Consider the following 26,763-nt stretch of genomic DNA (forward strand, 5'->3'; position numbering starts at 1 on the left):
ACCAACGGTCGTGCGCTACCGATGGGGCGTTATTTCTTGGCCGGAGCCGGGGCTGCCGCCGGTGCGTTTCCTTCGTTCACGATCGCCTCCAGGTCCTTCTGCAGGTCCACGAACAGCGGCTGCATCTTGTCCTGGATGGCCACCATCACGTTCTGCATCAGCGCCGGGGTCTTGTCCAGCAGGCTCTGCCCGGCCGAGCTCTCGTAGAACTCGGCCATGGCCAGCACGTCTTCCTTGCTGAAGGTCTTCTTGTAGAGGTCCACGTACATCGGCCGCAGCTGCTGCCACGACAGCGCCTGGCGGATGGTCTGGTTGGTGCGCTGTTCAATGCGCTGCAGCTGCGCCTTCTTGGCCTCATCCAGCTGGCGCTGTTCGGCCACCTGCTGGAACTGCTGGCGCTGCATCGCCTCGATCTGCGGCAGCATGGTGTCCAGCATGCTCTGCGCGCGCGACGCCGCCAGCAGGCGGTTGATGTCCGCATCCGACGGCGGCGCGGCCAGCGCCGGGGCAATGGCGGCCAGGCCCAGCGCAAGGGTCAGGGCCAGGCGGGTCAGGCCACGGCGGGCCGGCGAACGGGTCGACATCATGTAAGTGCATCCTGCGTTGCGTGGAAGCCCGAGCATACCTGCGATCCGGTCAAGCAGCCGTGCGCGCGTCGCATTGCCGCGTCCGGTGCGACGGTTCCGGCCCGTACCCGGCTTTTATGCCCCTTATCGGCGGTATTGGTGAACATTACGGTCACCTCAGGCGGCGATCCTGCCCTTACAATGCCGCCCATGGGAAACGGGCCTGTCACCATCAACGCGCACCTGGCGATTCCGGACACGGAGATCGTCGAACGTTTCGTGCGCGCCAGCGGGGCGGGCGGGCAGAACGTGAACAAGGTTTCCAGTGCCGTTGAACTGCGGTTCGACGTGGCCGGTTCGCCCTCGCTGCCCGAGCCGCTGCGCACCCGCCTGCTGGCCCGGCGCGACCGGCGCATGACCGGCGACGGCGTGCTGGTCATCGATGCCCAGCGTTTCCGCACCCAGGACCGCAACCGCGACGATGCACGCGAGCGCCTGGCCGCCTTCATCCAGGCCAGCCTCAGCGTGCCCAAGCCGCGCGTGGCCACCAAGCCCTCGCATGGCTCCAAGCTGCGCCGGCTGGATGAAAAGAAGGGCCGCGCGCAGATCAAGCGCGGCCGCACCACACGCAATTGGGAGTGATTGCTTGAACAACCGAAGTCCGCTGCTGCCGGCCGTGCCGCCCAACATGCCGCAGGTCAAACCGAACCGCTTCCTGCGCTGGCTGGCACGCTGCACGCTGCGCCTGGGCGGCTGGAAAGTCACCGGCACCTTCCCGGACGTGCCCAAGCTGGTCTTCATCGTCGCCCCGCACTCCTCCAACTGGGACGGCTTCTGGGGCATGGCCGCCAAGATCGCGCTGGGCATGCAGGTCAAGGTGCTGGGCAAGGCCTCGCTGTTCTGGTGGCCGCTGTCGCCGCTGCTGCGTACCCTCGGGGTGATCCCGCTGGACCGCAGCTCGCCTCAGGGCACCGTGGAGCAAGCGGTGAGCCTGCTGCGCAAGTCCGACCGCCTCTGGTACGCGATCACCCCCGAGGGCACCCGCAAAGCGGTGACCCACTGGAAGGCCGGGTTCCTGAAGATCGCCCGCATGGCCGACGTGCCGGTGCTGGCGTGCTATTTCCACTACCCGGAAAAGACCATCGGCATTGGCCCGCTGTTCTACTCCACCGGCGATGACGTGGCCGACATGGCCGCCATCCGTGAGTATTACCGCCCCTGGCAGGGCAAGAACCGCGGCACCGTTTGAAGCAAGCCCAGGCGCCACGTCCGGCACATGCCGGGCGCGGGCAATGGGAGTAGGGTGACCGGCTGCGGTTGTGTGCCGCTTCACCTCATTCCAGGAGCCCGTTTCATGTCGCGTACCGTTATCTTGGCCGCCGCCATCAGCCTGGCGCTGGCGGCCTGTTCCGGCAAGGAGTCCACCCCCGTGTCCGACGCCCAGACCCCCGCCGCGCAGCAGCCGGCCGACGCCTCCACCAACCCCCTGTTGAGCGCAAGCACGCTGCCGTTCCAGGCCCCGCCGTTCGACCGCATCAAGGACAGTGACTACCTGCCGGCCTTCAACGAAGGCATGAAGCAGCACCTGGCCGAAGTGCGCAAGATCGCCGACAACGCCGAACCGGCCACCTTCGACAACACCATCGAAGCGCTTGAGCGCAGCGGCGAAACGCTGGACCGCGTGTCGCGCGTGTTCTTCGGCCTGGTGCAGGCCGATACCAACGAAGCGCGCCAGAAGATCCAGGAAGAGGTCGCCCCGAAGCTGGCCGAGCACCAGGATGAAATCAGCCTGGACCCGAAGCTGTTCGCGCGCATCAAGACCATCTACGACCAGCGCGCCTCGCTGGGCCTGGACCCGGTGCAGACCCGCCTGGTCGAACGCGATTACCAGGAGTTCGTCCGCGCCGGTGCGCAGCTGAACGACGCCGACAAGGCCGCCCTGCGCAAGCTCAACGTGGAAGAAACCACGCTGGCCACCCAGTTCCATACCCGTCTGGTCGCCGCGACCGCCGCCGCTGCCGTGGTGGTGGATGACAAGGCCAACCTGGCCGGCCTGGGCGAGGATGAGATCAACACCGCCGCTGCCGACGCCAAGGCCCGCAACCTGGAAGGCAAGTTCCTGCTGCCGCTGCAGAACACCACCCAGCAGCCGGTGCTGGCCTCGCTGAGCAACCGCGAGCAGCGCGCCGCCGTGCTCAAGGCCTCGGAAACCCGCGCCGAGCGCGGCGATGGCAACGACACCCGAGAAACGGTGCAGCGCCTGGCCCAGCTGCGTGCGCAGAAGGCCAAGCTGCTCGGCTTCGAGAACTACGCCGCCTACAGCCTGGCCGACCAGATGGCCAAGACCCCGGCCGCCGCGCTCAAGTTGCTCACCGACACCGTGCCGGCCGCCACCAACAAGGCACGCGGCGAAATCACCGAGATGCAGAAGGTGATCGACGCGCAGAAGGGTGGCTTCCAGCTGGCCGCATCGGACTGGGACTTCTACGCCGAACAGGTGCGCAAGGCGCAGTACGACCTGGACGAATCGCAGATCAAGCCGTACTTCGAACTGGACAACGTGCTGCAGAACGGCGTCTTCTACGCCGCCACCCAGCTGTACGGCATCACCTTCAAGCCGCGTACCGACATTCCGACCTACCACCCGGACATGAAGGTGTATGAAGTGTTCGACAAGGACGGCACCTCGCTGGCGCTGTTCTACACCGACTACTTCAAGCGCGACAGCAAGTCCGGTGGCGCCTGGATGGACGTGTTCGTCGAGCAGAACGGCCTGACCGGCGCCAAGCCGGTGGTCTACAACGTCTGCAACTTCACCAAGCCCGCCGCCGGCCAGCCGGCCCTGCTGAGCTTCGACGACGTCACCACCATGTTCCATGAGTTCGGCCATGCGCTGCACGGCATATTCTCGAACGTGAAGTACCCGTCCATCGCCGGCACCAGCACCTCGCGCGATTTCGTCGAGTTCCCCTCGCAGTTCAACGAGCACTGGGCGCTGGACCCGAAGGTGTTCGCCAACTACGCCAAGAACTACAAGACCGGCGAGCCGATGCCGCAGGCGCTGGTCGACAAGATCCTCAAGGCGCGTACCTTCAACCAGGGCTACGCCACCACCGAGTACCTGTCGGCCGCGCTGCTCGACCTGGCCTGGCACACCCAGCCGGCCGACGCCAAGCTGCAGGACGTAGCGCCGTTTGAAGCGGCTGCGCTGAAGAAGTACAAGGTCGACCTGGCCCAGGTGCCGCCGCGTTACCGCACCACCTACTTCGACCACATCTGGGGCGGCGGCTACTCGGCCGGTTACTACGCCTACTTCTGGGCCGAAGTGCTGGACCACGACTCGTTCGAGTGGTTCAAGGAACACGGTGGCCTGACCGCTGAAAACGGCCAGGTGTTCCGCGACAAGATCCTCTCGCGCGGCAACAGCGTGGAACTGGCGGACCTGTACCGCCAATTCCGCGGCAAGGACCCGTCGGTCGAACCGCTGCTGGTCAACCGCGGCCTGAAGTAATGCGGCCAATGTAACAACGAACGGCGGGGGAAACCCCGCCGTTCGCATATCCGGTGCCGGGGCCGGCCGGTGCCGGTCGCCCAACCGGTAGTGCCGACTGTTAGTCGGCAAAGCGCGGTCCACGGACATTCGATCGCCGCGCGAACGGCAGCCGACTAACAGTCGGCTCTACCGCCTACGTTCCCACGCGACACCCGACCTCGCTGCATCCCAGGTGATCGAGTGCGATCTCCAACGCATGCATGTAACTCTGCGCGCAATACCCGTGCGCCACGCCGATGCGCTGGCCCACGTCCGCCGGCAGGCAATCCTCCGGCGCGCCCGCATCATCGTCATGCACTTCCACGTACACGTTGTGCAGATGCGGCAACAACCGCTGCAAGCGCGTACTGCCCACGCACGCCCCCGGATCCAGCAGCGTGACCTCACCGCGGCTGTGATCGGCCACGCGCAACGCATCCAGCAGTTCCTGCTCCGACCCACACGCACGTATCGCCACCGTGGTGCCCGCATCGATCGCCCGGTGCACCAACGCCTTGAGCACCGGCGCCGGCAGCGGCTGCGCGGTGCGGATCAATTGCCCGCTCGCTTCCGGGCCCCGAATGATGAAGATCGACATGGCTCAGGCACTCCCGGCAACGGTCTGCAACCGGCGCGCGGCAATCGCCAGCGACAACCGGCATGCATCCTCGCGGCCACTGCTGCACACCACCCGCGCCACCGGCGCATGCAGCGGGTGCAGGTGCGCATCCAACCCATCGTCATCGTCGGCCGCCATCTCGATATACGGCGCCGGCAACGCCTCCAGCGCTGCGCACAGCGCGCGGCCATGCGCAGCCCATTGCGCCGGCTCGGCGGCGCCGGTCTCGATCAGCACCCACGCCGGCTGGCTTTCCCGGGCCTGGCGTAGGCACTGCAGCAGCGCCGGCAGCGTGGCGCAGTCCTGGCAGTGCACGGCGTGGCCGGCCAGCTGGGCCGGCACCGGCAGCGGGTCCGGCGACGGCTGCCGGAGCAACAGGATGGTCATGGAACACCTCGACAAAGCGCCCGGAGGCGCGGTGTCGCCACGATGCGCGCGCGGGCCATAAAGGGGCGATCACCCGCATGCCCGGGGCGCGTAAACAACGCGTAGATTTTTTATCGGGGACGACCGTTGGTCGTCACGGTGGGAACTCCGGAACGTCCTGATGGTCAGACCCCAACCAACGCCCGCAAGGATCGCCACCATGACCGCTGCCGCCGCCGAACCCCGCTCCAACGGCCTGCTCCACTGGCTGAAGAAGGAAGCCCTGCCGCTGCTGGTCATGCTCGGCCTGCTCGCCGCCGCGCGCGACAGCCTGGCCAACCACTACCAGGTGCCCAGCGGCTCCATGCAGCACACCCTGATGCCCGGCGACCGGGTGGTGGTGGACATGCGCGCCTACGGCCTGCGCCTGCCGTTCACCTCGGTGGAACTGCTGCACACCGGCGTGCCACAGCGCGGCGAGGTGGCGGTGTTCGATTCCCCGCAGGACGGCACCCGCCTGATCAAGCGCATCGCCGCCGTGGGCGGCGACCGCGTGGACCTGCATGAAGGCCACCTCAGCATCAACGGCCATCCGCTCGGCCAGGTGGGAACCGATGACGTGGAAGACTTCGGCCGCACCCTGGCCCAGCTCGACCTGGGCCAGGGCGGCGGCCCGGACATCACCGGGCTGGCCGTACCCGCCGGCAAGGTGCTGATGCTGGGCGACCACCGTGGCAACAGCGCCGATGGCCGCTACTTCGGCCTGGTCGACGCCAAGGCCCTGTATGGGAAGGCGGCGCGCGTGTATTACCGCCGCGGAGAGGGTTTTACCTGGCAGGCGCTGTGAGATCACGGGGGCCGGCCAACGGCCGGCGCTACCGGGGTCGGGCGCCCAAAACCCCGATCGGGGTCGTCGCCCAAAACCGTGATCCACGGGTAGCGCCGGCCGTTGGCCGGCCCTCGCAAAACCTTGATCGATACGTACAACGTCTCAATCCAGACCGGTCAGGTTATGGATCGACCCGTACCCGCTGCCTATCCTGAGCGCTGATCCTTACGCACCGGCCCGCCCCCACGGGCCCAGACGCAATGAACGGCGACACCGCAGCGCTGCCCGAGCGCAGTTCCACCCCCCATCCGCCCGCGCCCTCGCAGCACATCGAGCAGGGCACCCCCGCGTTCCGGCGCACGGCGGCGGCGCTGTTCCTGGCCGGCTTCTCCACCTTCGGCCTGCTCTACACCGTGCAGCCGCTGCTGCCGGAGTTCAGCCGCCACTTCGGCGTCTCCGCCGCCAACAGCGCGCTGGCCCTGTCGCTCAGCACCGGCCTGCTGGCCGTTTCGATGCTGGTGGCCGGGTTGATCTCCGACCGGGTGGGCCGCCGTGGTGTGATGATCACCGCGCTGCTGGCCTCCACCGTGCTCTCGGCCGCCAGCGCCATGGTCGACGACTGGACCACGCTGCTGATCCTGCGCACCCTGCTCGGCATCGCACTCAGCGGCGTGCCGGCGGTGGCGATGACCTACCTGGTCGAAGAAATGGACAGCCGCGCGCTCGGCCTGGCCATGGGCCTGTACATCGGCGGCAATGCAGTGGGCGGCATGAGCGGGCGCCTGATCGCCGGCATCGTGGCCGACCACTGGGGCTGGCGCTGGGGCATCGGCGTGGTCTCGCTGATCGCCGTGCTCAGCACTGTGCTGCTGTGGGTGCAGCTGCCGCCGTCGCGCCACTTCCAGAGCCGTCGCGGCGGCCTGCGTGAACTGCCCGCGCGCTGGCGCCAGCTGTTCGCCGATCCCGGCCTGCCCTCGCTGTTCGCCACCGCGTTCGTGCTGATGGGCGTGTTCGTCACCCTTTACAACTACCTCGGCTACCACCTGCTGGCGCCGCCGTACCGGCTCAGCCAGACCGTGGTCGGCCTGATCTTCAGCGTGTACCTGGTCGGCACCTTCAGCTCGGCATGGATGGGCCAGCAGGCCAACCGGCACGGCCGGGGCCGCGTGCTCGGCATCTGCTACGGCCTGATCGCACTCGGCATCGTGCTGCTGTCCCTGCCGTGGCTGGGCTGCATGGCGCTGGGCATCGCGCTGGTCACGTTCGGCTTCTTCGGCGGCCATTCGGTGGCCAGCAGCTGGGTCGGCAGCCGCGCGGGCGTGATGCGCGCCGAAGCCTCGGCGCTGTACCTGTTCGCCTATTACCTCGGTTCCAGCCTGGCCGGTGCCGCCGGCGGCGTGTTCTACACCCGCTGGCACTGGTGGGGCGTGTGCGCCTTCACCGCCGTGCTCACTGCGATCGGCGCCACCATCGCCTGGCGGCTGGGCCGCCGCGCACAGGCGCTGCCGGCCGCGCTCGCACTCAGCCGCTGAAGCCGCCCTGCAGCAGCCGGGTGAAATGGGTAATCAGGGGCGAGGGTGCACCGCGCCGGTAGGCCACATGCACTTCCGAACTCGCCGCGCGATCACTCAGCGGCACGAAGCGCGCGCCTTCCACGTGGATGTGGCTGCATGAAGCAGGCAGCACGGTCACCCCCAACCCGGACGCGGCCAGGCTGATCAGCGTGGACGCCTCGCCGGCTTCCTGGATGATGCGCGGCGTGAAGCCGGCACTGCGGCACAGCGCAATGAAGTGATCATGGATGCCGGCGCCCACCTCGCGCAGGAAGCCCACGAACGGCTCATGCGCGAACTGGCGCAGCGCCACCGGCGAACCGGCCGGCAGGTCGCGGATCAGGGGATGCTGGTCATGCACCACCAGCGCCAGCGGATCGCTGAACAACTTGCGTGACATCAGCGGCGTGGGCAACGCGCGCTTGCGGATCAACCCCACATCCAGCTCGTTGGCTACCAGCGCATCGATCTGCTGCAACGTGTTCATTTCGCGCAGCTTCAACTGCACCTGCGGGAACTGCTGGCGGTAGGCGAAGATCGCCCGCGGAATCTGCGTGGACAACGGCGTGGCGCGGGTCAGCCCGATCCGCAGCTCGCCGGTTTCACCGCGCTGCGCGCGCTGGGTGAGTTCGATGGCCTGGTCCACCCGCGCCAACGCGTCGGTGGCCTGCGCCTGCAGCACGCGCCCGGCCTCGGTCAGTTCCACCCGGCGGTTGCTGCGCAGGAACAGGCGCGCGCCCAGCAGCGTTTCCAGCTGCCGGATCTGCTGGCTGAGCGGCGGCTGCGACATGCCGAGCCGCTCGGCGGCACGCCCGAAATGCAGGGTATCGGCCACCGCCAGGAAGTAGCGCAGGTGGCGCAGTTCAATCGACATGGAAGAAACTCAACTCCCTCTCGATTGGAAGCGGTCCAGCTTGTATCCGCCAATTCCAATTCCTGTGGATCTGAGGACCCCCATGGAAGAAATCGTTTTCCGACGGGCACCACCCAGCGAGACTGCAATTCGAGAATAGTGATGCTCAAGATCTGGATAGTCCTTGCTTAGCCACTCCGGGAAAGGTTTGGCGGCGATCACGGGAATGCTAACCCCGTGAGCGGTTACAAAGCCCTCCGTCAGCTTCCTGGCCATGGGCAACATGGCGCCTCCCCCGGTTAGAACAACAGTAAGGTATCTGCTGGCGTTAGCCCTCACCCATTGAATCCAGTCAGGATGAGATGACTCAAGTGTCTCAATCAGTGTCGTTCGAAGAGACTGTTCAAATGCGCCCACCGTGTCCAACGATAGAAACTCTTCAAGTGTGACCTCAACGCTCTCACCGTTCTTCAGTGTCACGGCAGCCACGCCGCCATTGAACAGGGACTCCTTATAGTCACGAATGCTGCGTTCAAGATCATGTGTTATGACCTTGAACTTCGGATCGCTTGACGACACTCCAGCCTTCTTCAAGATGTGGCCAAGAAGGAGCTTGTCCAAGTGGTTACCTGCCTCGGTAATACCTCGGGCCGTCTTATCAACCTCGCCGGCAGTTGCGTTGGTGATCTCGCCATCCTCATCGACAACGACATTGAGGCGGTACAAGCTGAAGTCGCTGGTTCCCGCACCGATATCCACGACCAGTGCGAGAGAATCCTGGGAGGAGTTCCAGCTGAGCAGGGAGCCAGCAACACCCAACGGTTCGGTGACGCTACACTCAATGAACGCGTAGTTGCGAGACTGACTTCTGAGCTGCTCGCAAGCGCTCAGGAAATCCTTAAGGTGCAACCCGCTGTTCATTTCGTGCTCAAACGTGTCAGACAAAATCTGCGCCTCCCCTAGTAAAACTTTAAGCTTTGACTCAACAATCTTTGCATTTGCTCTAGGGAAGCAGGGCATGGCAAATCTTCGTGCAAAATTGCGCGAAACTTGTATGTCGTCAACGTCTTGCTTCAGGGACTGGTTGACGGCCCACGTGAAGAACGCCAAGTAAGCCAGTACAACGTCTTCGTTGGTCAAATCTTCGGAGGTTGGATTGAATGCGGCTGGGACCGGCTCGCCCAGAACGCCTTCGGAGAGCGCGCGCTTGATGTTGTCCATGCGCAGGTTTCGGCCCTCCGGCGCAAGCTGCGCCTGTTCCACTGCGCGCTGGCCAAACCAGATTAGACCTTCGGCATCAATGAAGACCGAAGACACGAGCATAACTTCGTCGATCTGTTCCTGGTCCCCTGGGATACCCAGGCGTAGTACTTGAACTTGTTCGAAGCCACTAGTGTCATCTTTAACAAACGTGGCCTTGGACATGGCGGTGCCGAAGTCCATGCACACGCGATAGTCGGAGTCGACATCCGGCAGGAGGAGTGTTGTCAGGTCGAGCTCAACAGGGTCTCTAGTCTCAACCGAATCCTCGGACCCGCCAGAAGGGAATGCGATGACGTTCGATTCTGGGGATTCCATCGAAGTGACCGGCAGGCCCGCTGCATCAACGGGAGACGATTCCTTAGATAAGGATCCAAATGCAAACAGCTCAAGTGCATTCAGTTCGTTCTGAGTGATCACCCCTGAGAGACGGAATTTTCCATCATCGCCAATTTCAATCCGCTCCCTCAGATTGCCGAGGATAATCCTGGCCTTGGTTACGTCCATGCTCATTTCTCAGGCTCCACCCGTGGTTTGACTAGCGTCTTCTTTTTTCCGCCAAATTCTTTGTGAATACCGTCGCGAACAACAGTTACGTTACGCACGCCGGAGCGGTGGCCGCCCTCCATGTCGTGTTCGATGGGGTTGTACTCAACCGAGTCACCCAGAAAATCAGTCTTGGTCAGCTTTCGCATCCTCGCAAGACGCTCCGCAACCTGGGCGATGCTCTCATAGCCGTTGGCCGCTCGGCGCACCGTCGCGGCCTGAATCGGGTCGAATGTTTCGAGCACTGGGACGACGGCGCGGTGTAACTTCGCCATGTTGTCGCGGTTAGCGTCAAGCTGAATCAGTAGCTCGCCAATCTGCTGGTCTTCAGTGTTGCCAAGCTTGTGCTCTGCCGCCCGTTCGCTTTGGGGCACTCTGCCAACCTTCATCCAGTAGTCAGAAATCTCTGGATCGATATCAACGGCTTCCTTGAAATGGAGTTTGATCGCTGATGATATGAATGCCATAGACGGCCAGCTCGCCTCCATAGCGCGGAGTATCTCCTTGTCCGTCCTGTTTTGACGAGCTAGGACCACGGCGGTCTCGAGCAGATTCATCTGCACCTTACGGATGTTCTGTGATGACTCGAGGAAACGGGTCCAAGGCCCGACTGTCAGGAGCCTTTTTCCTGACTGAAGGACGCTATAAGTTTCGGCATGAAGCGCGTGGGAGAACCGAAGTTCGATTACTCGAACGACGATCGAGATCGCAGAGTCAATTGTTGCGTGTGTGGCGTCAGTGTCACTACTATGAGCGACCTTGAGGAACGAATCCATGAGCATCGAGATTGCTCTACCAGGCTCAACCCCGACCTCTCCATCGTAGTTGCGGATGACCTCGGCCAAAGAGTCGAAAATTCTCCTGACTCGCTTGATACGGGAATCGGGCTGCTCAATGTTCCTGACAATTGTCTGTGCATCAGACAGATGCGCGATGCAGTCAGATATGCTGCCAGACGCTATCAAGAGGGTCTTCAGAACTTCTTTGCGTGCATTGTTTGCTGTGTCGAGTGCAAGTGCTTCCCGTGCGCAGTAGGGGGCTAGCCAGCTAGTGCCTGCGTATGCAATGGCTCTGGCTGCATATTCCTTCTCATCGCCATCGCTGAGCGTTTCAAGTGATCCGGGCTCACCGCTGAAGAGATCAGGAGCGCGCGAGAACACTTCGATCTCCCTGCCTCGAGCGACCGCCGCGAGGCGGCCAAGGATTGCAGCGGCGAATAGCTCTTCCTCTACTGGACAGCTTGCGGCGAGATCAAGAACAGTCGAGACAATCTTGGAAAGATTGTCGCCTCTAATCAACTGTTGTATCTGCATGCGTTTCATGGACTCTGTGAGCAGCACATTGAGTCCTTGAAGGTCATCGGATCCTTCGATGCTCTCTAGCTCTACTTCCATGTCTTTGTTCATGATGAATCGTTGCCCCTGTATCTAATTCGCCATATTTGGTTGCTGTCTAAACCTGTCAGGTAACTCATTCCAGTCCCGCAAGCTCAGTCTGGGTAATCTAGTGAGAATGGGCACGTTTGAATAGATGGTTGAGTCAAGCGCATCAGCGTTCGGAATGACCGCTTTCATCATAGCTGCGCGGACTGAACAGGTCCGGCTGGATCAGCTCGATGAAGGCGCGCGCCTGCGGCGACAGGAAGCGGCCCCGGCGCACGATCACCCCATAGCTGCGCTCGGGGAACCACGCGCTCATCGAGCGCGTTACCAGGCGGCCGCGGTCGGCATCGTTGAGGCACAGCGCCGGCACGATGGAAATGCCCATGCCCATCGCTACGTACTGCTTGATCACCTCCCAGCCGCCCACCTCCAGCGCCACCGTGTACGGCACCCGCTGGCGCTGGAACACCTGGTCCACCAGCCGGTAGGTGATCTGCCGCTTGGGCGGCAGCACCAGCGGGTAGGCCGAGATCGCCTGAAGGGTCAGCTCCGGCGCGGTGGCCAGCGGGTGGTCGGGCGGGGCGATCAGCACCTGCTCGAAGCGGTAGGCCGGCGCATAGCTCAGGTCGGCCGGTACATCGGTCATCGAGCCCACCGCCAGGTCGGCCGCATCGCTGCGCAGCAGGTCGGTGCCATCGGCGCTGATCGCGTTGTGCAGGGTCAGGCGCACGTCCGGATGGCGCTGGCGGAAGCGCTCCACGATGCGCGGCAGCAGGTACAGGATGGTGGAGCTGTTGGCGGCAATGTTGAGCTCGCCCGCATCCAGCCCTTTGACCTTGTCGCGGAAGCTGGCCTCCAGCCCGTCCAGGCTTTCCACCAGCGGCTGGGCCATTTCAAACAGCAGCTGGCCCTCGCGGCTGGGCACCAGCCGCCGCCCGCTGCGCTCGAACAGGCCCACCCCCAATTCGCGTTCCAGCGCCTGCAACTGCTGGCTTATCGCCGGCTGGCTGACGAACAGCGCCTCAGCCGCACGTGAGACTGAGCCCAATCGCACCGTCTGGCAGAACGCCCGCAGCGGCTTGAGCCGGTCAGACTTGTAGGAAAAACGGGGACTTGGCGGCTTGGGTGTGGGCATGGCGTAACGAATATAAGCGCAGCTTATGTAAAGCATTGCGATAACTGTTTTGTCAAATACCACACTCCGGCGCACGGTGGCATCACCCGCAACGCAGGAGTTGGACATGTCCGCTGTCGCCGCCTTCGCCACCGCCCAGCCCACCCCGGCCGATGCCCCGCCCACCCCGGGCATCGCCCTGACCACCCAGCTTGCCGGCCAGTCGGCCCTGCTGCCGGCGGGGGTATTGGCGCTGCTGGTGTCGCTGCACCGCGCGGTGGAACCCGAACGCCAGCGCCGCCTGCAGGCCCGCCGTGAGCGCCAGGCCTTCTTCGACGGCGGCGGCCTGCCGGATTTCCGCACCGACACCGCCGCCATCCGCAGCGAGGACTGGCGCGTGGCGCCCATCCCCGACGCCCTGCAGGACCGCCGCGTCGAGATCACCGGCCCGACCGACCCGAAGATGGTCATCAACGCGCTGAACTCCGGTGCCAAGGTGTTCATGGCCGATTTCGAGGATTCCACCGCCCCGGCCTGGCGCAACCTGCTGGCCGGCCAGCAGGCGCTGATCGGCGCAGTGCGCGGCGACCTCACCCACACCGCGCCCGGCACGGACGGCAAGCCCGGCAAGCACTACGCGCTGCGCCCGCTCGACGAACAGGCCGTGCTGATCGTGCGCCCGCGCGGCTGGCACCTGGATGAAAAGCACGTGCGCATCGATGGCCAGCCGCTGGCCGGCGGCCTGTTCGACGCGGCCGTGTTCGCCTTCCACAACGCCCGCACCCTCATGTGCCGCCAGCGCGGCCCTTACTTCTACCTGCCCAAGCTGCAGTCGATGGAAGAGGCCGCGCTGTGGGAAACCGCGCTGTCGCACATCGAAGGCATGCTCGGCCTGCCGCATGGCCAGATCAAGGTCACCGTGCTGATCGAAACGCTGCCGGCGGTGTTCGAAATGGACGAGATCCTGCACGCGCTGCGCGACCGCATCGTCGGCCTGAACTGCGGCCGCTGGGATTACATCTTTTCCTACATCAAGACCTTCCGTAAGCACGCCGACAAGGTGCTGCCCGAACGCGGCCAGGTGACCATGACCCAGCCGTTCCTGAAGGCCTATTCGGAACTGCTGATCCAGACCTGCCACCGCCGTGGCGCCCACGCGATGGGCGGCATGGCCGCGCAGATCCCGATCAACCATGATGCCGCCGCCAACGAACAGGCCATGGCGCGGGTGCGCGCCGACAAGCTGCGCGAAGTCACCGCCGGCCACGACGGCACCTGGGTGGCGCACCCGGCGCTGATTCCGGTGGCGCAGGCCATCTTCGACGCGCACATGCCCGGCCCCAACCAGCACGCGGTGCTGCGCCGCGACGTGCGGGTGGGCCGCGACGAGCTGATCGCCGCGCCCACCGGCACCATCACCCGCGCCGGGTTCGAGGGCAACGTGGAAGTGTGCGTGCGCTACCTGGCCGCCTGGCTGGACGGCAACGGCTGCGTTCCCATCCACCACCTGATGGAAGACGCGGCCACCGCCGAGATCAGCCGAAGCCAGCTGTGGCAGTGGCTGCACGTGCCCGGCCAGCACCTGGACGACGGCACCGCCATCGACCTGGCCCTGCTCGACGCCACCCTGGCCGCACTGCCGGCGCGCCTGGGCGAGCGCAGCGCGCTGCCGGGCGGGGCGCGGATCGAGGAGGCCATCGCCCTGCTCGGTGAGCTGAGCCGCCGCAATGAACTGACCGATTTCCTGACCTTGCCGGCCTACGACAGGATCGATTGACCCGCTCAGCCGGGCAGGGCCCGGCGCTACCGCTTTCGATGTTCATCCCCTGGAGAATTGCCATGACCAAGCTGCCGACCGCCGAACAGATCCAGCACGAATGGAACACCGACCCGCGCTGGGCCGGCATCCAGCGCAACTACAGCGCCGCCGACGTGGTGCGCCTGCGCGGCACCGTGCACGTGGAGCATTCGCTGGCCCGGCTGGGCGCGGAGAAGCTGTGGAAGTACCTGCATGAAAAGGACTTCGTCAACGCGCTCGGCGCGCTGACCGGCAACCAGGCCATGCAGCAGGTCAAGGCCGGCCTCAACGCCATCTACCTGTCCGGCTGGCAGGTCGCCGCCGATGCCAACCTGGCCGGCCAGATGTACCCCGACCAGTCGCTGTACCCGGCCGATTCGGTGCCGGCCGTGGTCAAGCGCATCAACAACACTCTGCTGCGCGCCGACCAGCTGCACCACGCCGAAGGCAAGGACGACATCGACTTCCTGCAGCCCATCGTGGCCGATGCCGAAGCCGGCTTCGGCGGCGTGCTCAACGCCTTCGAGCTGATGAAGGCGATGATCGAAGCCGGCGCGGCCGGCGTGCACTTTGAAGACCAGCTGGCCTCGGTGAAGAAGTGCGGGCACATGGGCGGCAAGGTGCTGGTGCCCACCCGCGAGGCCATCGAGAAGTTGAATGCCGCGCGCCTGGCCGCCGACGTACTGGGCGTGCCCACCCTGCTGGTGGCCCGCACCGACGCCGAAGCCGCCGACCTGCTGACCAGCGACATCGACGCCAACGACCAGCCCTTCGCCACCGGCGAGCGCACCGTGGAAGGCTTTTACAAGACCCGCAACGGCCTGGACCAGGCCATCAGCCGCGGCCTGGCCTACGCCCCCTATGCCGACCTGATCTGGTGCGAGACCGGCAAGCCGGACCTGGAATTCGCGCGTAAATTCGCCGAAGCCATCCACGCGAAGTACCCGGGCAAGCTGCTGGCCTACAACTGCTCGCCCAGCTTCAACTGGAAGAAGAACCTGGACGACGCCACCATTGCGACGTTCCAGAAGGAAATCGCCAGGTACGGTTACAAGTTCCAGTTCATCACCCTGGCCGGCTTCCACGCCCTGAACTACTCCATGTTCAACCTGGCCCACGGCTACGCCCGCCGCCAGATGAGCGCCTTCGTGGAACTGCAGGAAGCCGAATTCGCCGCCGCCGACCGTGGCTTCACCGCGGTCAAGCACCAGCGCGAGGTCGGCACCGGCTACTTCGACGCCGTCACCCAGGCCATCCAGCAGGGCCAGTCCTCCACCACCGCCCTGGCCGGCTCTACCGAAGAGGAACAATTCCGGGCGGCGTGACGTCCGGAATCGGCGGCTGCGGCCGCCGCCGGGTGGCCGCGCCACCCGGGTAACCCCGGCCGTTGGCCGGATCCCCGGGAACTCACCCCGAAGAAGGCCGCCCCTGTAGGGGTGGCCCTTCTTTTATATGCCCCCGCCAGATGCCACGGTCCGCAAAAGGCTCCATGCGGTAGGGGATGGCCGGTTCAATCCGGTCGCTGCGTTGGGGAAGACTGGGCCGGAGCGCCGGAGAAATCCGGGCGCCGGGGCATGGAAATGGGATGAGGCGCACACTTTTAAGGGGTGCTATCCTCATTCGCTCACCGGGGAACGCTGGGAAGCGGGTGTACGGGAATGACCGGCAAGCTTGCGACGAATGTGTGCGAACGAGCGTCAGACATCGCGCAGACCGCGATGGCTGAGATCGTGCACGCTGTCCTGAGCGCCGGCGAATTCGCCCTGTTTGCCGAATTCGGCCAGCATCGCGCGCTGCGCGCCGGCGAGCACCTGTTCCTGCGCAACCAGGCCGGCAGCACCATGTATGTCATCGTCACCGGTGCCATTGAGCTGGATTTCGGCGAAGACCTGGTGGTCAAGACGCTGGGCCAGCATGAGTTCTTCGGCGAACTGGGCCTGCTGATCGGCGACCACCCGCGCAGCGCCGACGCGCGCGCCACCACCGATTCGCTGGTGCTGGAACTGGACCACACCGATTTCCAGCGCCTGGTCGACCGCGACCCGGGCCTGGTGGCCTACTTCCTGCGCCGCACGATCATGCGCGTGGTGAGCAACGAACAGGTGCTGATCCGGCAGCTGCGCCGGCGCAACCACGACCTCGAAACCGCGCTGGACAACCTCTACGTCACCACCCACCAGCTCACCCACACCCGCGAACTGGTGCGTACCGACGAGTTGACCGGCCTGCACAACCGCCGCGGCCTGGCCTTGTACCTGCAGGAATGCCGCAACCATGACAACGGCGCGCCGCAGGGCCTGCTGCTGATCGACTGCGACCACTTCAAGCAGGTCAACGATGAGTACGGCCACCAGGCCGGCGACCGTGTGCTGCAGAGCGTGGCCAACATCCTTCGCTCGGTAGCCACCGAACAGGATCGTGCCTGCCGGTTGGGCGGGGATGAGTTCTGCCTGCTGCTGCGCGACGCCAACGCAGAAGCCGTGCAGCATGCCGCCGAGTTCATCCTCGGCGCGGTGCATGGCCTGATGAGCCGGGCCGGCGGCCATCCGCATGTCTGCCCGGTCAGCATCGGAATGAGCCTGCTGGAGGCCGATGGTGACTGGAGCGGGTGGTACGCCCGCGCCGACAATGCGCTCTACGAAGCCAAGCGGCAAGGCGGCAACCGCTCGTATTGGTCGCATGATGCGATCGCCACTCCCTGACGGGGAATCCGAATGAACGGTGACAACGGAACGTCGACCCAGGCCCCACAGCTGCGCGCACTGCTGTTCACCGATCTGTGCGATTCGCTGATCCTGGTGGAACGCATCGGCGACAGCGCCGCAGCCGAGCTGTTCCAGCAGCACGACCGGCTGGTGCTGACGCTGCAACAGCAATGGAATGGCCAGCAGATCGACCGTTCCGATGGCCTGTTCCTGTTGTTCGAACGCGCCATTGATGGCCTGGGTTTCGCGCTGGACTACCAGCGGGAACTGAAGGCGCTGGGCCAGGCGCAGAAGCTCGAGCTGCGCGCCCGCGCCGGCCTGCACGTGGGTGAAGTCCTTACCTGGGAAAACAGCGCCGAAGCGGTGAAGGCCGGCGCCAAGTCGGTCGAAGTCGAGGGCCTGGCCAAGCCGATGGCGGCACGGTTGATGATGCTGGCAAGGCCAGGGCAGATCCTGCTGTCGGCCGTCGCCGAGTCACTCACCCATCGCGCCACATCCACCCTGGGCGAACGCGCCGAGCGGCTGGTCTGGAAGTCGCACGGGCGCTGGCGCTTCAAAGGCATCCCCGCCACCCAGGAAGTCTACGAGGTGGGGGAGATCGGGGCGGCGCCGCTGCGCATGCCGCGTGGATCAACCAAGGCGCGCCGTGACATTCCGCTCTGGCGTCAGCCTGCCGCGCTGGCGGCCGAGGTACTGGTGTTGGCCACGGTGGTGGTGGGCGGCTGGCTGCTGCTTCGGCCGGCCCCGGCCATCGCGTTTGCCGAACGCGACTGGGTCGTGGTGGGAGAGGTGCGCAACCTGACGGACGAGCGCCTGCTCGATGACAGCCTGGACCAGGCCTTCAGGATCAGCCTGGGGCAGTCGCGCCACGTCAACGTGCTCAGCGATATCAAGGTCCGTGAAACGCTGGCCCTGATGCGCAAACCCGACGGGTCGCTGCTGGACCGGCAGACCGCGATCGAGGTGGCGATGCGCGATGGAGCGCGGGCGGTGATCATGCCGTCGGTGCTGGAAATCAACGGCAAGCTGCGCGTGACCGTTGAGGTCATCGATCCCGCCAATGGCAACACCGTCTACTCCCACTCTGCCGACGGGCGCGGGCTGGAATCGGTGTTGACCTCTGCCGACCAGGTCGTTGCCGCGCTGCGCGATGACCTTGGCGAGGCGATGGAAGACATCTCGCGCGACTCGGCACCGTTGCCCAAGGTCGCGACCCCCAGCATCGATGCGCTGCATGCTTACGCCAAGGGTCTGGCTGCGATGTCGACGCAGGATTTCGATAGTGCGCTGATGTTCTTCAAGCAGGCCGCCACTGTCGATCCCGGCTTTGCGTTCGCCTACGTAGGCATGATGCGCATCCGCTACGGGCAGGGCCACCTCGAAGAGGCGCGCAGCCTGTTCAACACGGCCAACGGGCTTCCAGACCGCCTTACGCCGCGCGAGCGGCTGTATCTGCAGGCGTGGGGGTCGCAGTTCGCCGGTGCCGCCATGCCCGCGGTGGCCGAGCAGTGGCGGATGTTGACGGAGCTGTACCCGGACGATTACGCCGGGCACATGAATTACTCCAGTGCCCTGTACGTGATGGGCAAGTACGATGCCGCGCTCGCAGCAGCGCGGCCACTCCTGCTCGCCCAGAATCCCCAGAAAGGCCTCGCGCAGAACTTCGTCGGGCGCATCCACCTGGCCGTTGCCGATGTGGGCGAGGCGCAGCGCATGTTCAAGGAAACGGCTGCAATGGACCGCGGCGCCAGCGACGTATGGTGGGCGCTGAGCCTGGCGGCGGCAAAGGACTATCCAGCCTCCGAGGAAATCTTCGCGCGCCGTCCGCTGCGCGGACCCGGCGAGCAGATCGAACGCTCCAGCGCGCTCGTTGACCAAGGCCGGTTCGTGGAAGCAAACGAGCTGATCGAACGCGCCCAGTCCCAGTGCAGCGAAGTCGTGGAAGTCTGCCGCGTGCTGGATGTCATCGCGCTTCACCAGCGTAGGTTGACCGGGAACCCGACGCCCAAGGAATCGTATGCGGCAATCCTGGATCTGTGGCTGAAGAAGGCCGAGCAGCAGGACGCAGCCTCGCGAAGGGAAAGCGTGCTGTTCATTCTGGCCACGGCGTACCACGCGGTCCGCGCCGGTCATTCGGGAGCCGTCCGGGCTCGATCCGGCGTGCTGAAAGGGCTGGTGCAGAAAGACGACGAGCCCCGGGCAAGCCAGCTTTGGGCGCTCGTGCAGGGCGTGCTGGACGTAGAGGATGGTCGGCCGGAAAGCGCGGTGAAGTCACTCGAGCCGTTCGTCCACGGCGATGAGCTTTACCAGGTGCACGTCGTGCTGCATGACGCCTATGAGGCCCTCGGCGACAAGGCCGGCCAGAAGAAGCAGCGTGACTGGCTGGATCAGCAACGCGGTCGCGCCTACGCCGAAGAAATCAGCAGTTACGTCCTGCAGTCCCTGAATCTGGATGATGCAAGACGCCTGCAGAGCAGCGACACGCAACGTGTCGCTGCCCTCTGACCCGCATCAGGCATCGTCGCCCAGCTGCGACGACGCACGACCCGCCTCGAAGCAGAACACAACGCGGAACGGCGAGTTGACCTGAAGGTGCTTGGCCAGCTTTTCGCGCAGCGCCTTGAACTCTTCTTTCGTCGCGAGCGTGGTGAGCGGATCGCAGCAGTCCCTGGTGGCTTCCTCATCCACGCCGAGGGTCGCCAGCGCCTTCGAAGGATTGGCGGAGAAAGCCGCGCGGAACGCATCGTCATTGATCAGAAGGTCCATCAGACGCTGGACGGTATCTTCCGGCAGAGGGGTGTTCGTCGAAGTCATTTGAAAGGCCCGGTGTTGGAGGGGTGACAGGAGGTTATCGGCAGCCGCGACGCTGGATTGAGCCTGCCGGAAGTTGGGTGCAAGCCATCGAACCGGCCGGCTATAGTGCGGCTCGCCCCGGTGGATCATAGACCTTCGCCATGCAGTATCGCCGCTGCCAGACCCTGTTCCTCGAGCCTCGGGAAACCCCCGGGTTCCGCCTGCAGGACCTGCTGGCCGGCGGGACCGGCTTGCACTACGAGCAGCGCGTCGTGGCCATGGCGCCCCACCTGGACGGTCCCGTTCCGATCACGCCGGACGATGCCGCGCTGCTGCTCGCCTGCAGTGCCGAAACCTGGCAGCCCTTGCCGACCTCGGCCGAGGCGCGTGCCCGCGTCATGCGGCTGGTGGCGGAAGGGGTGCTGGTGAGCGATTCGGCCGACCATGCGGTGCATGCGGCCGCCGACACCACGCTCAGGGCATCCCACTGGTGGTCGGTGGCGGCCTTGTTCCACCGGCTGTCGCGCTGGACCGGCGTGGACAGCGTGGAGGAGATGGAGCGCAGCCAGATGGTCACGGCGCAGGACCTGGTACGCAAGCTGGGCAATCCTCCCGCGGAGGCGCCGCCGCGCCTGCCCGGCGCGGTCGCGCTGCCGCCATTGGGCGACCGGTTCCTGGACGGGTTGCTCCTGCGCCGCACCACATGCAGGAATTTCGACACGTCCCGGCCGCTGCCCTTGGCGCTGCTCGCAGGCATGCTGGGAGAGGTCCTGCTGGCCAGCGCCCATGTGGAACCGGAGCCCGGCGTGCGCTTCCTGAAGAAGAACGTGGCGTCCGCCGGTGGCCTGCACCCGATTGAAGCGTATGTGCTGGTCCAGAACGTCGAAGGCCTGGAGCCTGGTCTCCATCACTACCATGCCGTCGCGCACGAGCTTGCCCGCTTGCCTGTACAACCCCCGGCGTTGCCGGCCTTTGCCCATCGGCTGCTGGCTGGCCAGAGCTGGTTCGCCGATGCGCATGCGCTGGTGATCCTGGTCTGCCGCTTTGAACGCAACTTCTGGAAGTACCGCAACCACGCCAAGGCCTATCGCGCGGTGACCCTCGACGCCGGCCACATCTCACAGGCCTTCTATACGCAGGCCACGGCCTACGGGCTGGGCGCGTTCGTCACCGCCGCCATCAACGAAGAAGAGGTGGAGCAGGTACTGGGCCTCGATCCGATGCGGGAAGGCCCGTTGGCCGTGTGCGGCTTTGGCTGGCGCTCGGAGCAGATGCGGACGCCGGAGATGGATCCCGCCGGGCATACCTGGAAAACCGGGCCGTGAAGCCGGCTCCCCGATCCCCACGCTGGCGCCGATCGGCGGCGCTGGTCGCCCTGGTGGCGCTGGCGATGGTCGGCGCAGGCGCCTGGATGCTGTTGCGACCAGAGCCGGCCATCGCGTTTGCAGAACGCGACTGGGTGGTGCTGGCCGACGTGGACAACGCGAGCGGCAAGGCGTTGTTCGACGACTCGCTGCAGCGCGCGGTGTTGATGAGCCTGGAGCAGTCGCGTTACGTCAACGTGCTGTCCACCAGCAGGGTGACCGAATCGCGTGGCCTGCTGCGGATCCCCTCCGGGCGCGGGCTGGACCGTGAGCTGGCCAGCGACGTGGCGGCGCGCGAGGGCGCCCGAATGGTCGTGGCGCCGGCCATCCGCCAGTCCCGTGGGCACTACCTGGTGAGCGTGGACCTGATCGATCCGAACCGCCGCGCCGTGGTGCGCAGCTACCGCGCGAAGGCCGGCACCTCGTCCGAGGTGATGGCGGCGGTGGACGACGTGGTGGGCCAGCTGCGTGCCGGGCTCGGTGAATCGGTGGCGTCAGTGCAGCAGTCGGTGCCGCTGCCGCAGGCCTCCACTGCCAACCTGCAGGCGCTGAAGTCGTTCGCGCTGGCAGAAAGCGCCCTCGGCCGTCGGCGCTTTTCCGAATCGGCCAAGCTGTATGAGGCGGCCATTGATGCCGACCCGGATTTCGCCATGGCCCATATCGGCCTCGCCAGGCTTCTGGTGCGTCTGGACCAGCGTGCCGAAGCGCAGCCGCACCTGGCCCGCGCGCTGGCGGTGAGCCAGCGCCTGCCGCACCGCGAACGGCTCTACCTCAAGGCCTGGCGCAACGAGCTGAGCGCGGACGCGTGGCCGCTGGACGACTGGCGCGTGTTGGCCGATGTCTATCCCGATTCCTTTGCCGGCCTGGCCAACACCTCCTGGTACCTGCTGACCGACAACCGCTACGAAGAGGCAGAGCGCTACGCCGTCGGCGCCGCAGTACCGCAGAACCCGATGCGTGCCTACACCATCGCGCAGCTGGGGTGGATCCAGCTGGGTACCAACCGCTTTGATGATGCGCTGCGCAGTTTCAGATGGTCCGAAACGTTGACCGGGCGGGCGGCCAGCGATCCACGCGCCGACGTGCTGATCGCCATGCGCCGGTACGGGGACGCACAAGCGGTACTTGCCCAGCTGGGCAAGCCGCGCGACGAACTGCAGGCGCTGATGAACGTGCGGGTGCGGCTGCTGCTGGCGGCTGACCAGGATGACTGCACGGGCATGCGCACGGCGCTGTCATCGGAAGCGGCACCGGAGTCGGCCGATTTCCACGTACATGCCGCGCTCATGCGGGCCGTGGTGGATACCGCGTGCGAGCAGGGCGAAGCCAAGGCGCTGGCCGATATCGCCACCGAGCTGCGCCCGCTGCTGGCCGCGACCACCGATCCGAGCACGCCCGACCGCATCCTGCGCCTGCTGTCGCTGATTTACCTGGCCCAGCGCCAGGGCGACCACGTACTGGCCAACCGGCTGCTGGCCGAGTACGACGCGCAGGTGGTGCAGCAGAAGAACCCGGTGATCGGAAAGTGGCGCACCATGGTGCTGGCCATGCAGGAAATCGGCCGGGGTGCACCGCAGCAGGCCGTGGCGCTGCTTCAGCCGATGATGGATGGCAGCGAACCGGTGCAGGCGCATGTGGCGCTGCGCGAGGCGTACCGCCTGCTGGGCGATGGTGAGCAGTTCCAGAAGCAGAACGAATGGCTGTTCGAGAACCGGGGCAGGGCGATCGCGGAGGTTGCCAACACCCAGTTGATGCAGGCATTGAACGTGCATGACACGGTGTCGGACGCTACGTTGCGGCGGTGAGTGTGCGTCGTTGTCCGGCACCGTTCTTCGTTCGGCGACGCGGTTACGTGGCTTCGAAATCCACCAGCACCGCGCCATCGGCCACCTGGTCGCCGGCCTTGACCCGGTACCCCTGCACCGTGCCATCGGCCGGGGCCTGCAGGGTGTGCTCCATCTTCATCGCCTCCAGCACCAGCAACGGGGTACCGCGTACCACCTGCGTGCCCGGTGCCAGCAGCGTGGCCACGATGCGGCCCGGCATCGGTGCGACCAGGCTGCCGGCGTCCGCTACAGCGTGGTCCGCTTCGCTCACCGGGTCATGCAGGGTGAAGCGCTGCACGCCATCGTTGCCGAACAGGTACAGCTCGCTGCCATCGCGCACCACGCGGGCGCGGTGCAGGCGCTCTCCCACCTGCAGTGCCAGCCGCTCGCCCACCATCCGGCCCTGCGCCGATACCGTGGTGCCGCCCACCTCGATCGACCACGCCTCGCCATGGCCTTCAACGGCCAGCACCTGCTGGTGGCCACGATGCTCCAGCGTCAGCCGCCGCGCCGCACGCTGGCCCAGCCGCCAGCCATCGCGCGCCTGCCACGGCGAGTGCGGGTCGCGCGCATCCACAGGCGCCGCTGCGTCCGTCGCCATCGCAGCTACGGCCGCCAGCGCCCACAGGGCAGGGTCGGTATCGCCCTGATGGGGCGCCAGTGCGGCCTGCTCGCGTTCGATCAACGCGGTATCCAGCTTCGCGTTGGCGAACGAATCGGTCATCACCAGCCGGCGCAGGAACGCGGCGTTGGTGGTCACGCCCACCACTTCGCACTCGGCCAGCGCCTGCTGCATGCGGCGTAGCGCGGCATCGCGGTCCACATCCCACACGATCAGCTTGGCAATCATCGGGTCGTAGAACGGGGTGATCGCATCGCCCTGTTCCACACCCGCATCCACGCGCACGTGCGCGCTGCCGGACGGCAGGCGCAGGTGGCGCAGGGTGCCGGTGGAAGGCAGGAACCCCTTGTCGGCATCTTCGGCATACAGCCGCGCTTCCAGCGCATGGCCGCTGATCTGCAGCTGTTCCTGCTGCAGCGGCAGCGGCGCGCCGCTGGCCACGCGCAGCTGCCACTCCACCAGGTCGGTACCGGTGATGCACTCGGTCACCGGGTGCTCCACCTGCAGGCGGGTGTTCATTTCCATGAAATAGAAATCGCCGTCGGGCCCGGCGATGAACTCCACCGTGCCGGCGCCCACGTAATTCACCGCGCGCGCGGCATCCACCGCGGCCTTGCCCATGGCGGCGCGGCGCTCGGGCGTCATGCCCGGCGCAGGTGCTTCTTCCAGCACCTTCTGGTGGCGGCGCTGCACCGAGCAGTCGCGCTCGAACAGGTACACCACGTTGCCGTGGCTGTCGCCAAACACCTGGATCTCGATATGGCGCGGGCGCTCCACGTACTTTTCCACCAGCACGTGCGCGTTGCCGAAGGCGGACTGCGCCTCGCGCTGGCAGCTGGCCAGCGCCTCCGTGAAGGCCGCGCTGTCGTCCACCTTGCGCATGCCCTTGCCACCGCCGCCGGCGCTGGCCTTGATCAGCACCGGGTAGCCGATGCCGTCGGCCTGTTCGCGCAGGAACGCCGGTTCCTGCGCGTCGCCGTGGTAGCCCGGGGTCAGCGGCACGCCGGCCTGCGCCATCAGCGCCTTGGCCGCGCTCTTGTCGCCCATCGCGCGGATCGCCGCCGCAGACGGGCCGATGAACACGATGCCCGCCTCGGCGCAGGCCTGGGCGAAGTCCGCGTTTTCCGACAGGAAGCCGTAACCGGGGTGGATCGCCTGCGCGCCGGTGCGGCGCGCGGCGTCCAGGATGGCGTCGGCGCGCAGGTAGCTTTCGCGCGCCGGTGCCGGGCCGATGCCCACGGCCTCGTCGGCCAGGCGCACATGGCGTGCATCGCGGTCGGCGTCGGAGTACACCGCCACCGTGGCAATGCCCAGGCGCTGGCAGGTGGCGATGACGCGGCAGGCGATTTCGCCACGGTTGGCGATCAGGATCTTGGTGAACATGGAAGTCTCGTTGCGCATGCCAGGGGGCCGGATCACATCCGGAACACGCCGAAATCGGTCTTGCGGGCCGGGGCGTTGAGGCTGGCCGACAAGGCCAGGCCCAGCACGCGGCGGGTGTCGGCCGGGTCGATCACGCCGTCATCCCACAACCGCGCGCTGGCGTAGTAGGGGTGGCCCTGCTGCTCGAACTGGTCGCGGATCGGGCTCTTGAAGGTGTCTTCGTCCTGCGCCGACCACTGCCCGCCCTTGGCTTCAATGCCATCACGCTTCACCGTGGCCAGTACGCTGGCCGCCTGCTCGCCGCCCATCACGCCGATGCGCGCGTTCGGCCACATCCACAGGAAGTTGGGCGAGTAGGCGCGGCCGCACATGCCGTAGTTGCCGGCGCCGAACGAACCGCCGATCACCACCGTGAACTTGGGCACCTTGGCGCAGGCCACCGCCATCACCAGCTTGGCTCCGTCCTTGGCGATGCCGCCGTGTTCGTACTTGCGCCCGACCATGAAGCCGGTGATGTTCTGCAGGAACACCAGCGGAATGCCGCGCTGGGTGCACAGCTCGATGAAGTGCGCGCCCTTGAGTGCCGATTCGGAGAACAGGATGCCGTTGTTGGCGATGATCCCCACCGGGTAGCCGTGCAGGTGCGCGAAGCCGGTCACCAGCGTGTTGCCGTAGCGCGGCTTGAATTCGTCGAAGCGCGAATCGTCCACCAGGCGCATGATCACCTCGCGCACGTCGTAGGGCTTGCGCGTGTCGGCCGGGATCACCCCGTACAGTTCCTGCGCCGGGTAGCGCGGTTCCACCGGCGCCTGCACCGCCAGCGCCGGCTCGGGCTTGCGCCAGTTGAGCTGGGCGATGATCGCGCGCACCCGGGCCAGTGCCTGCAGGTCGTTGTCGGCCATGTGGTCGGCCACCCCGGAAATGCGCGTGTGCACATCGGCACCGCCTAGTTCCTCGGCGGTGACCACTTCACCGGTGGCGGCCTTCACCAGCGGCGGGCCGCCCAGGAAGATGGTGCCCTGCTCGCGCACGATCACCGTTTCATCGCTCATCGCCGGCACGTAGGCGCCGCCGGCGGTGCACGAACCCATCACGCAGGCGATCTGCGGAATGCCCTGCGCCGACAGGTTGGCCTGGTTGTAGAAGATCCGGCCGAAATGGTCGCGGTCCGGGAACACCTCGTCCTGCAGCGGCAGGAACGCGCCACCGGAATCCACCAGGTAGATGCACGGCAGCCGGTTCTGTTCGGCCACCTCCTGCGCGCGCAGGTGCTTCTTCACCGTCATCGGGTAATAGGTGCCGCCCTTGACCGTGGCATCGTTGGCCACGATCACGCATTCCACCCCGGACACCCGACCAATGCCGGCCACCGCGCCTGCGCTGGCGATGCTGTCGCCATACATGCCGTGCGCCGCCAATGGTGCGATCTCCAGGAACGCGCTGCCCGGGTCGAGCAGGGCATCGATGCGGTCGCGCACCAGCAGCTTGCCGCGCGCGGTGTGTTTCTGCCGCGCCGCTTCCGTGCCGCCCAGCGCGGTCTGCGCCAGGGTGGCGCGCAGGTCGTCGACCACCGCCTGCAACGCAGTGCGGTTGGCCTCGAAGCTCTCGCTGCCCGGTTGCAGTTGGGTGCTCAGTACCGTCATGGCTTCGTC

The 26,763-nt window shown here is 66.0% G+C and carries 21 protein-coding genes; 11 read left to right on the plus strand and 10 right to left on the minus strand.

Annotated features, from left to right (window positions below):
* Positions 1–29: 29 nt before the first annotated feature.
* The gene (locus tag BAY15_RS01580; protein ID WP_068848348.1) at positions 30–587 is read right to left on the minus strand and encodes a DUF2059 domain-containing protein; all 558 of its coding nucleotides are present in this window, start codon (positions 585–587) and stop codon (positions 30–32) included.
* A 189-nt stretch (positions 588–776) separates the two neighbouring features.
* Between BAY15_RS01580 and arfB the strand changes: the two genes are divergently transcribed.
* The 3 genes from arfB to dcp all read left to right on the plus strand — a co-directional run bounded on the left by arfB (position 777) and on the right by dcp (position 4,077).
* Positions 777–1,208: an alternative ribosome rescue aminoacyl-tRNA hydrolase ArfB gene (gene arfB / locus BAY15_RS01585; protein ID WP_068848350.1), complete on the plus strand. Its 432-nt coding sequence runs from the start codon at positions 777–779 to the stop codon at positions 1,206–1,208.
* Between the two features lie 4 nt (positions 1,209–1,212).
* Positions 1,213–1,815, plus strand: coding sequence for a lysophospholipid acyltransferase family protein (locus BAY15_RS01590; RefSeq protein ID WP_068848358.1), 603 nt, complete (start codon positions 1,213–1,215; stop codon positions 1,813–1,815).
* A gap of 105 nt (positions 1,816–1,920) precedes the next feature.
* Complete coding sequence (gene dcp / locus BAY15_RS01595; RefSeq protein ID WP_068848360.1) at positions 1,921–4,077, plus strand: peptidyl-dipeptidase Dcp; 2,157 nt, start codon at positions 1,921–1,923, stop codon at positions 4,075–4,077.
* Positions 4,078–4,252: 175 nt separating this feature from the next.
* On the opposite strand, the gene BAY15_RS01600 is transcribed toward dcp, so the two are convergent.
* Positions 4,253–4,696 carry a 3-dehydroquinate dehydratase gene (locus tag BAY15_RS01600; RefSeq protein ID WP_068848362.1) on the minus strand — a complete coding sequence of 148 codons (444 nt, stop codon included), beginning with the start codon at positions 4,694–4,696 and terminating at the stop codon, positions 4,253–4,255.
* Positions 4,697–4,699: 3 nt separating this feature from the next.
* Positions 4,700–5,104, minus strand: coding sequence for a hypothetical protein (locus BAY15_RS01605; RefSeq protein ID WP_068848365.1), 405 nt, complete (start codon positions 5,102–5,104; stop codon positions 4,700–4,702).
* Positions 5,105–5,303: 199 nt separating this feature from the next.
* On the opposite strand from BAY15_RS01605, the gene lepB reads away from it, so the two are divergent.
* Both lepB and BAY15_RS01615 read left to right on the plus strand, forming a co-directional pair.
* Complete coding sequence (lepB, locus tag BAY15_RS01610; protein ID WP_068848367.1) at positions 5,304–5,930, plus strand: signal peptidase I; 627 nt, start codon at positions 5,304–5,306, stop codon at positions 5,928–5,930.
* A 242-nt stretch (positions 5,931–6,172) separates the two neighbouring features.
* Complete coding sequence (locus BAY15_RS01615) at positions 6,173–7,444, plus strand: MFS transporter (RefSeq protein WP_068848369.1); 1,272 nt, start codon at positions 6,173–6,175, stop codon at positions 7,442–7,444.
* Here BAY15_RS01615 and BAY15_RS01620 read toward each other — a convergent pair.
* The 4 genes from BAY15_RS01620 to BAY15_RS01635 form a co-directional block, all read right to left on the minus strand.
* The gene (locus tag BAY15_RS01620) at positions 7,434–8,339 is read right to left on the minus strand and encodes a LysR substrate-binding domain-containing protein (RefSeq protein WP_068848370.1); all 906 of its coding nucleotides are present in this window, start codon (positions 8,337–8,339) and stop codon (positions 7,434–7,436) included. The two genes, BAY15_RS01615 and BAY15_RS01620, sit on opposite strands and share 11 nt — an antisense overlap.
* Positions 8,340–8,348: 9 nt before the next feature.
* On the minus strand, positions 8,349–10,091 hold the full coding sequence (locus BAY15_RS01625) for a hypothetical protein (RefSeq protein WP_157771662.1): 1,743 nt from the start codon (positions 10,089–10,091) through the stop codon (positions 8,349–8,351).
* Positions 10,088–11,530: a hypothetical protein gene (locus BAY15_RS01630; RefSeq protein WP_068848372.1), complete on the minus strand. Its 1,443-nt coding sequence runs from the start codon at positions 11,528–11,530 to the stop codon at positions 10,088–10,090. The genes BAY15_RS01625 and BAY15_RS01630 overlap by 4 nt, the downstream gene beginning before the upstream one ends.
* A gap of 142 nt (positions 11,531–11,672) precedes the next feature.
* Positions 11,673–12,641, minus strand: a complete 969-nt coding sequence (locus tag BAY15_RS01635) for a LysR family transcriptional regulator (RefSeq protein WP_068848374.1) — start codon at positions 12,639–12,641, stop codon at positions 11,673–11,675.
* A 106-nt stretch (positions 12,642–12,747) separates the two neighbouring features.
* On the opposite strand from BAY15_RS01635, the gene aceB reads away from it, so the two are divergent.
* The 4 genes from aceB to BAY15_RS01655 all read left to right on the plus strand — a co-directional run bounded on the left by aceB (position 12,748) and on the right by BAY15_RS01655 (position 19,628).
* A complete protein-coding gene (gene aceB / locus BAY15_RS01640; protein WP_068848377.1) occupies positions 12,748–14,397 on the plus strand; it encodes a malate synthase A in 1,650 nt (549 codons plus the stop codon).
* Between the two features lie 62 nt (positions 14,398–14,459).
* The gene (aceA, locus tag BAY15_RS01645; protein ID WP_068848379.1) at positions 14,460–15,743 is read left to right on the plus strand and encodes an isocitrate lyase; all 1,284 of its coding nucleotides are present in this window, start codon (positions 14,460–14,462) and stop codon (positions 15,741–15,743) included.
* Between the two features lie 333 nt (positions 15,744–16,076).
* Positions 16,077–17,120, plus strand: a complete 1,044-nt coding sequence (locus tag BAY15_RS01650) for a GGDEF domain-containing protein (protein WP_068848380.1) — start codon at positions 16,077–16,079, stop codon at positions 17,118–17,120.
* Positions 17,121–17,132: 12 nt separating this feature from the next.
* Entirely contained in the window at positions 17,133–19,628 is a 2,496-nt protein-coding gene (locus BAY15_RS01655; protein WP_068848382.1) for a putative peptide modification system cyclase, read from the plus strand.
* Between the two features lie 6 nt (positions 19,629–19,634).
* Here BAY15_RS01655 and BAY15_RS01660 read toward each other — a convergent pair whose 3' ends face one another.
* Positions 19,635–19,937 (minus strand): NHLP-related RiPP peptide, encoded by a 303-nt coding sequence (locus BAY15_RS01660; RefSeq protein WP_068848384.1) that lies wholly within the window; start codon positions 19,935–19,937, stop codon positions 19,635–19,637.
* Positions 19,938–20,077: 140 nt separating this feature from the next.
* Here BAY15_RS01660 and BAY15_RS01665 point away from each other — a divergent pair, with 140 nt between their 5' ends.
* Both BAY15_RS01665 and BAY15_RS01670 read left to right on the plus strand, forming a co-directional pair.
* On the plus strand, positions 20,078–21,241 hold the full coding sequence (locus BAY15_RS01665; RefSeq protein ID WP_068848386.1) for a putative peptide maturation dehydrogenase: 1,164 nt from the start codon (positions 20,078–20,080) through the stop codon (positions 21,239–21,241).
* A complete protein-coding gene (locus BAY15_RS01670; protein WP_068848388.1) occupies positions 21,238–23,085 on the plus strand; it encodes a putative peptide modification system cyclase in 1,848 nt (615 codons plus the stop codon). Before BAY15_RS01665 ends, BAY15_RS01670 begins: the two co-directional genes overlap by 4 nt.
* Positions 23,086–23,128: 43 nt before the next feature.
* Here the strand turns inward: BAY15_RS01670 and BAY15_RS01675 are convergent, their stop codons facing one another.
* Both BAY15_RS01675 and BAY15_RS01680 read right to left on the minus strand, forming a co-directional pair.
* A complete protein-coding gene (locus BAY15_RS01675) occupies positions 23,129–25,111 on the minus strand; it encodes an acetyl-CoA carboxylase biotin carboxylase subunit (RefSeq protein ID WP_068854499.1) in 1,983 nt (660 codons plus the stop codon).
* 32 nt (positions 25,112–25,143) lie between these two features.
* The gene (locus BAY15_RS01680; protein ID WP_068848390.1) at positions 25,144–26,754 is read right to left on the minus strand and encodes a carboxyl transferase domain-containing protein; all 1,611 of its coding nucleotides are present in this window, start codon (positions 26,752–26,754) and stop codon (positions 25,144–25,146) included.
* Between the last annotated feature and the right edge of the window lie 9 nt (positions 26,755–26,763).

Source organism: Stenotrophomonas rhizophila (assembly GCF_001704155.1).
In the GTDB taxonomy this organism is placed as follows: domain Bacteria; phylum Pseudomonadota; class Gammaproteobacteria; order Xanthomonadales; family Xanthomonadaceae; genus Stenotrophomonas; species Stenotrophomonas rhizophila_A.

Excerpts from the sequence above, each read along its gene's own strand:
- BAY15_RS01580 (WP_068848348.1), bottom strand. The coding sequence starts at position 587 with ATGATGTCGACCCGTTCGCCGGCCCGCCGTGGCCTGACCCGCCTGGCC.
- arfB (WP_068848350.1), top strand. The coding sequence starts at position 777 with ATGGGAAACGGGCCTGTCACCATCAACGCGCACCTGGCGATTCCGGAC.
- dcp (WP_068848360.1), top strand. The coding sequence starts at position 1,921 with ATGTCGCGTACCGTTATCTTGGCCGCCGCCATCAGCCTGGCGCTGGCG.
- BAY15_RS01600 (WP_068848362.1), bottom strand. The coding sequence starts at position 4,696 with ATGTCGATCTTCATCATTCGGGGCCCGGAAGCGAGCGGGCAATTGATC.
- BAY15_RS01605 (WP_068848365.1), bottom strand. The coding sequence starts at position 5,104 with ATGACCATCCTGTTGCTCCGGCAGCCGTCGCCGGACCCGCTGCCGGTG.
- lepB (WP_068848367.1), top strand. The coding sequence starts at position 5,304 with ATGACCGCTGCCGCCGCCGAACCCCGCTCCAACGGCCTGCTCCACTGG.
- BAY15_RS01615 (WP_068848369.1), top strand. The coding sequence starts at position 6,173 with ATGAACGGCGACACCGCAGCGCTGCCCGAGCGCAGTTCCACCCCCCAT.
- BAY15_RS01620 (WP_068848370.1), bottom strand. The coding sequence starts at position 8,339 with ATGTCGATTGAACTGCGCCACCTGCGCTACTTCCTGGCGGTGGCCGAT.
- BAY15_RS01625 (WP_157771662.1), bottom strand. The coding sequence starts at position 10,091 with ATGAGCATGGACGTAACCAAGGCCAGGATTATCCTCGGCAATCTGAGG.
- BAY15_RS01630 (WP_068848372.1), bottom strand. The coding sequence starts at position 11,530 with ATGAACAAAGACATGGAAGTAGAGCTAGAGAGCATCGAAGGATCCGAT.
- BAY15_RS01635 (WP_068848374.1), bottom strand. The coding sequence starts at position 12,641 with ATGCCCACACCCAAGCCGCCAAGTCCCCGTTTTTCCTACAAGTCTGAC.
- aceB (WP_068848377.1), top strand. The coding sequence starts at position 12,748 with ATGTCCGCTGTCGCCGCCTTCGCCACCGCCCAGCCCACCCCGGCCGAT.
- aceA (WP_068848379.1), top strand. The coding sequence starts at position 14,460 with ATGACCAAGCTGCCGACCGCCGAACAGATCCAGCACGAATGGAACACC.
- BAY15_RS01650 (WP_068848380.1), top strand. The coding sequence starts at position 16,077 with ATGACCGGCAAGCTTGCGACGAATGTGTGCGAACGAGCGTCAGACATC.
- BAY15_RS01655 (WP_068848382.1), top strand. The coding sequence starts at position 17,133 with ATGAACGGTGACAACGGAACGTCGACCCAGGCCCCACAGCTGCGCGCA.
- BAY15_RS01660 (WP_068848384.1), bottom strand. The coding sequence starts at position 19,937 with ATGACTTCGACGAACACCCCTCTGCCGGAAGATACCGTCCAGCGTCTG.
- BAY15_RS01665 (WP_068848386.1), top strand. The coding sequence starts at position 20,078 with ATGCAGTATCGCCGCTGCCAGACCCTGTTCCTCGAGCCTCGGGAAACC.
- BAY15_RS01675 (WP_068854499.1), bottom strand. The coding sequence starts at position 25,111 with ATGTTCACCAAGATCCTGATCGCCAACCGTGGCGAAATCGCCTGCCGC.
- BAY15_RS01680 (WP_068848390.1), bottom strand. The coding sequence starts at position 26,754 with ATGACGGTACTGAGCACCCAACTGCAACCGGGCAGCGAGAGCTTCGAG.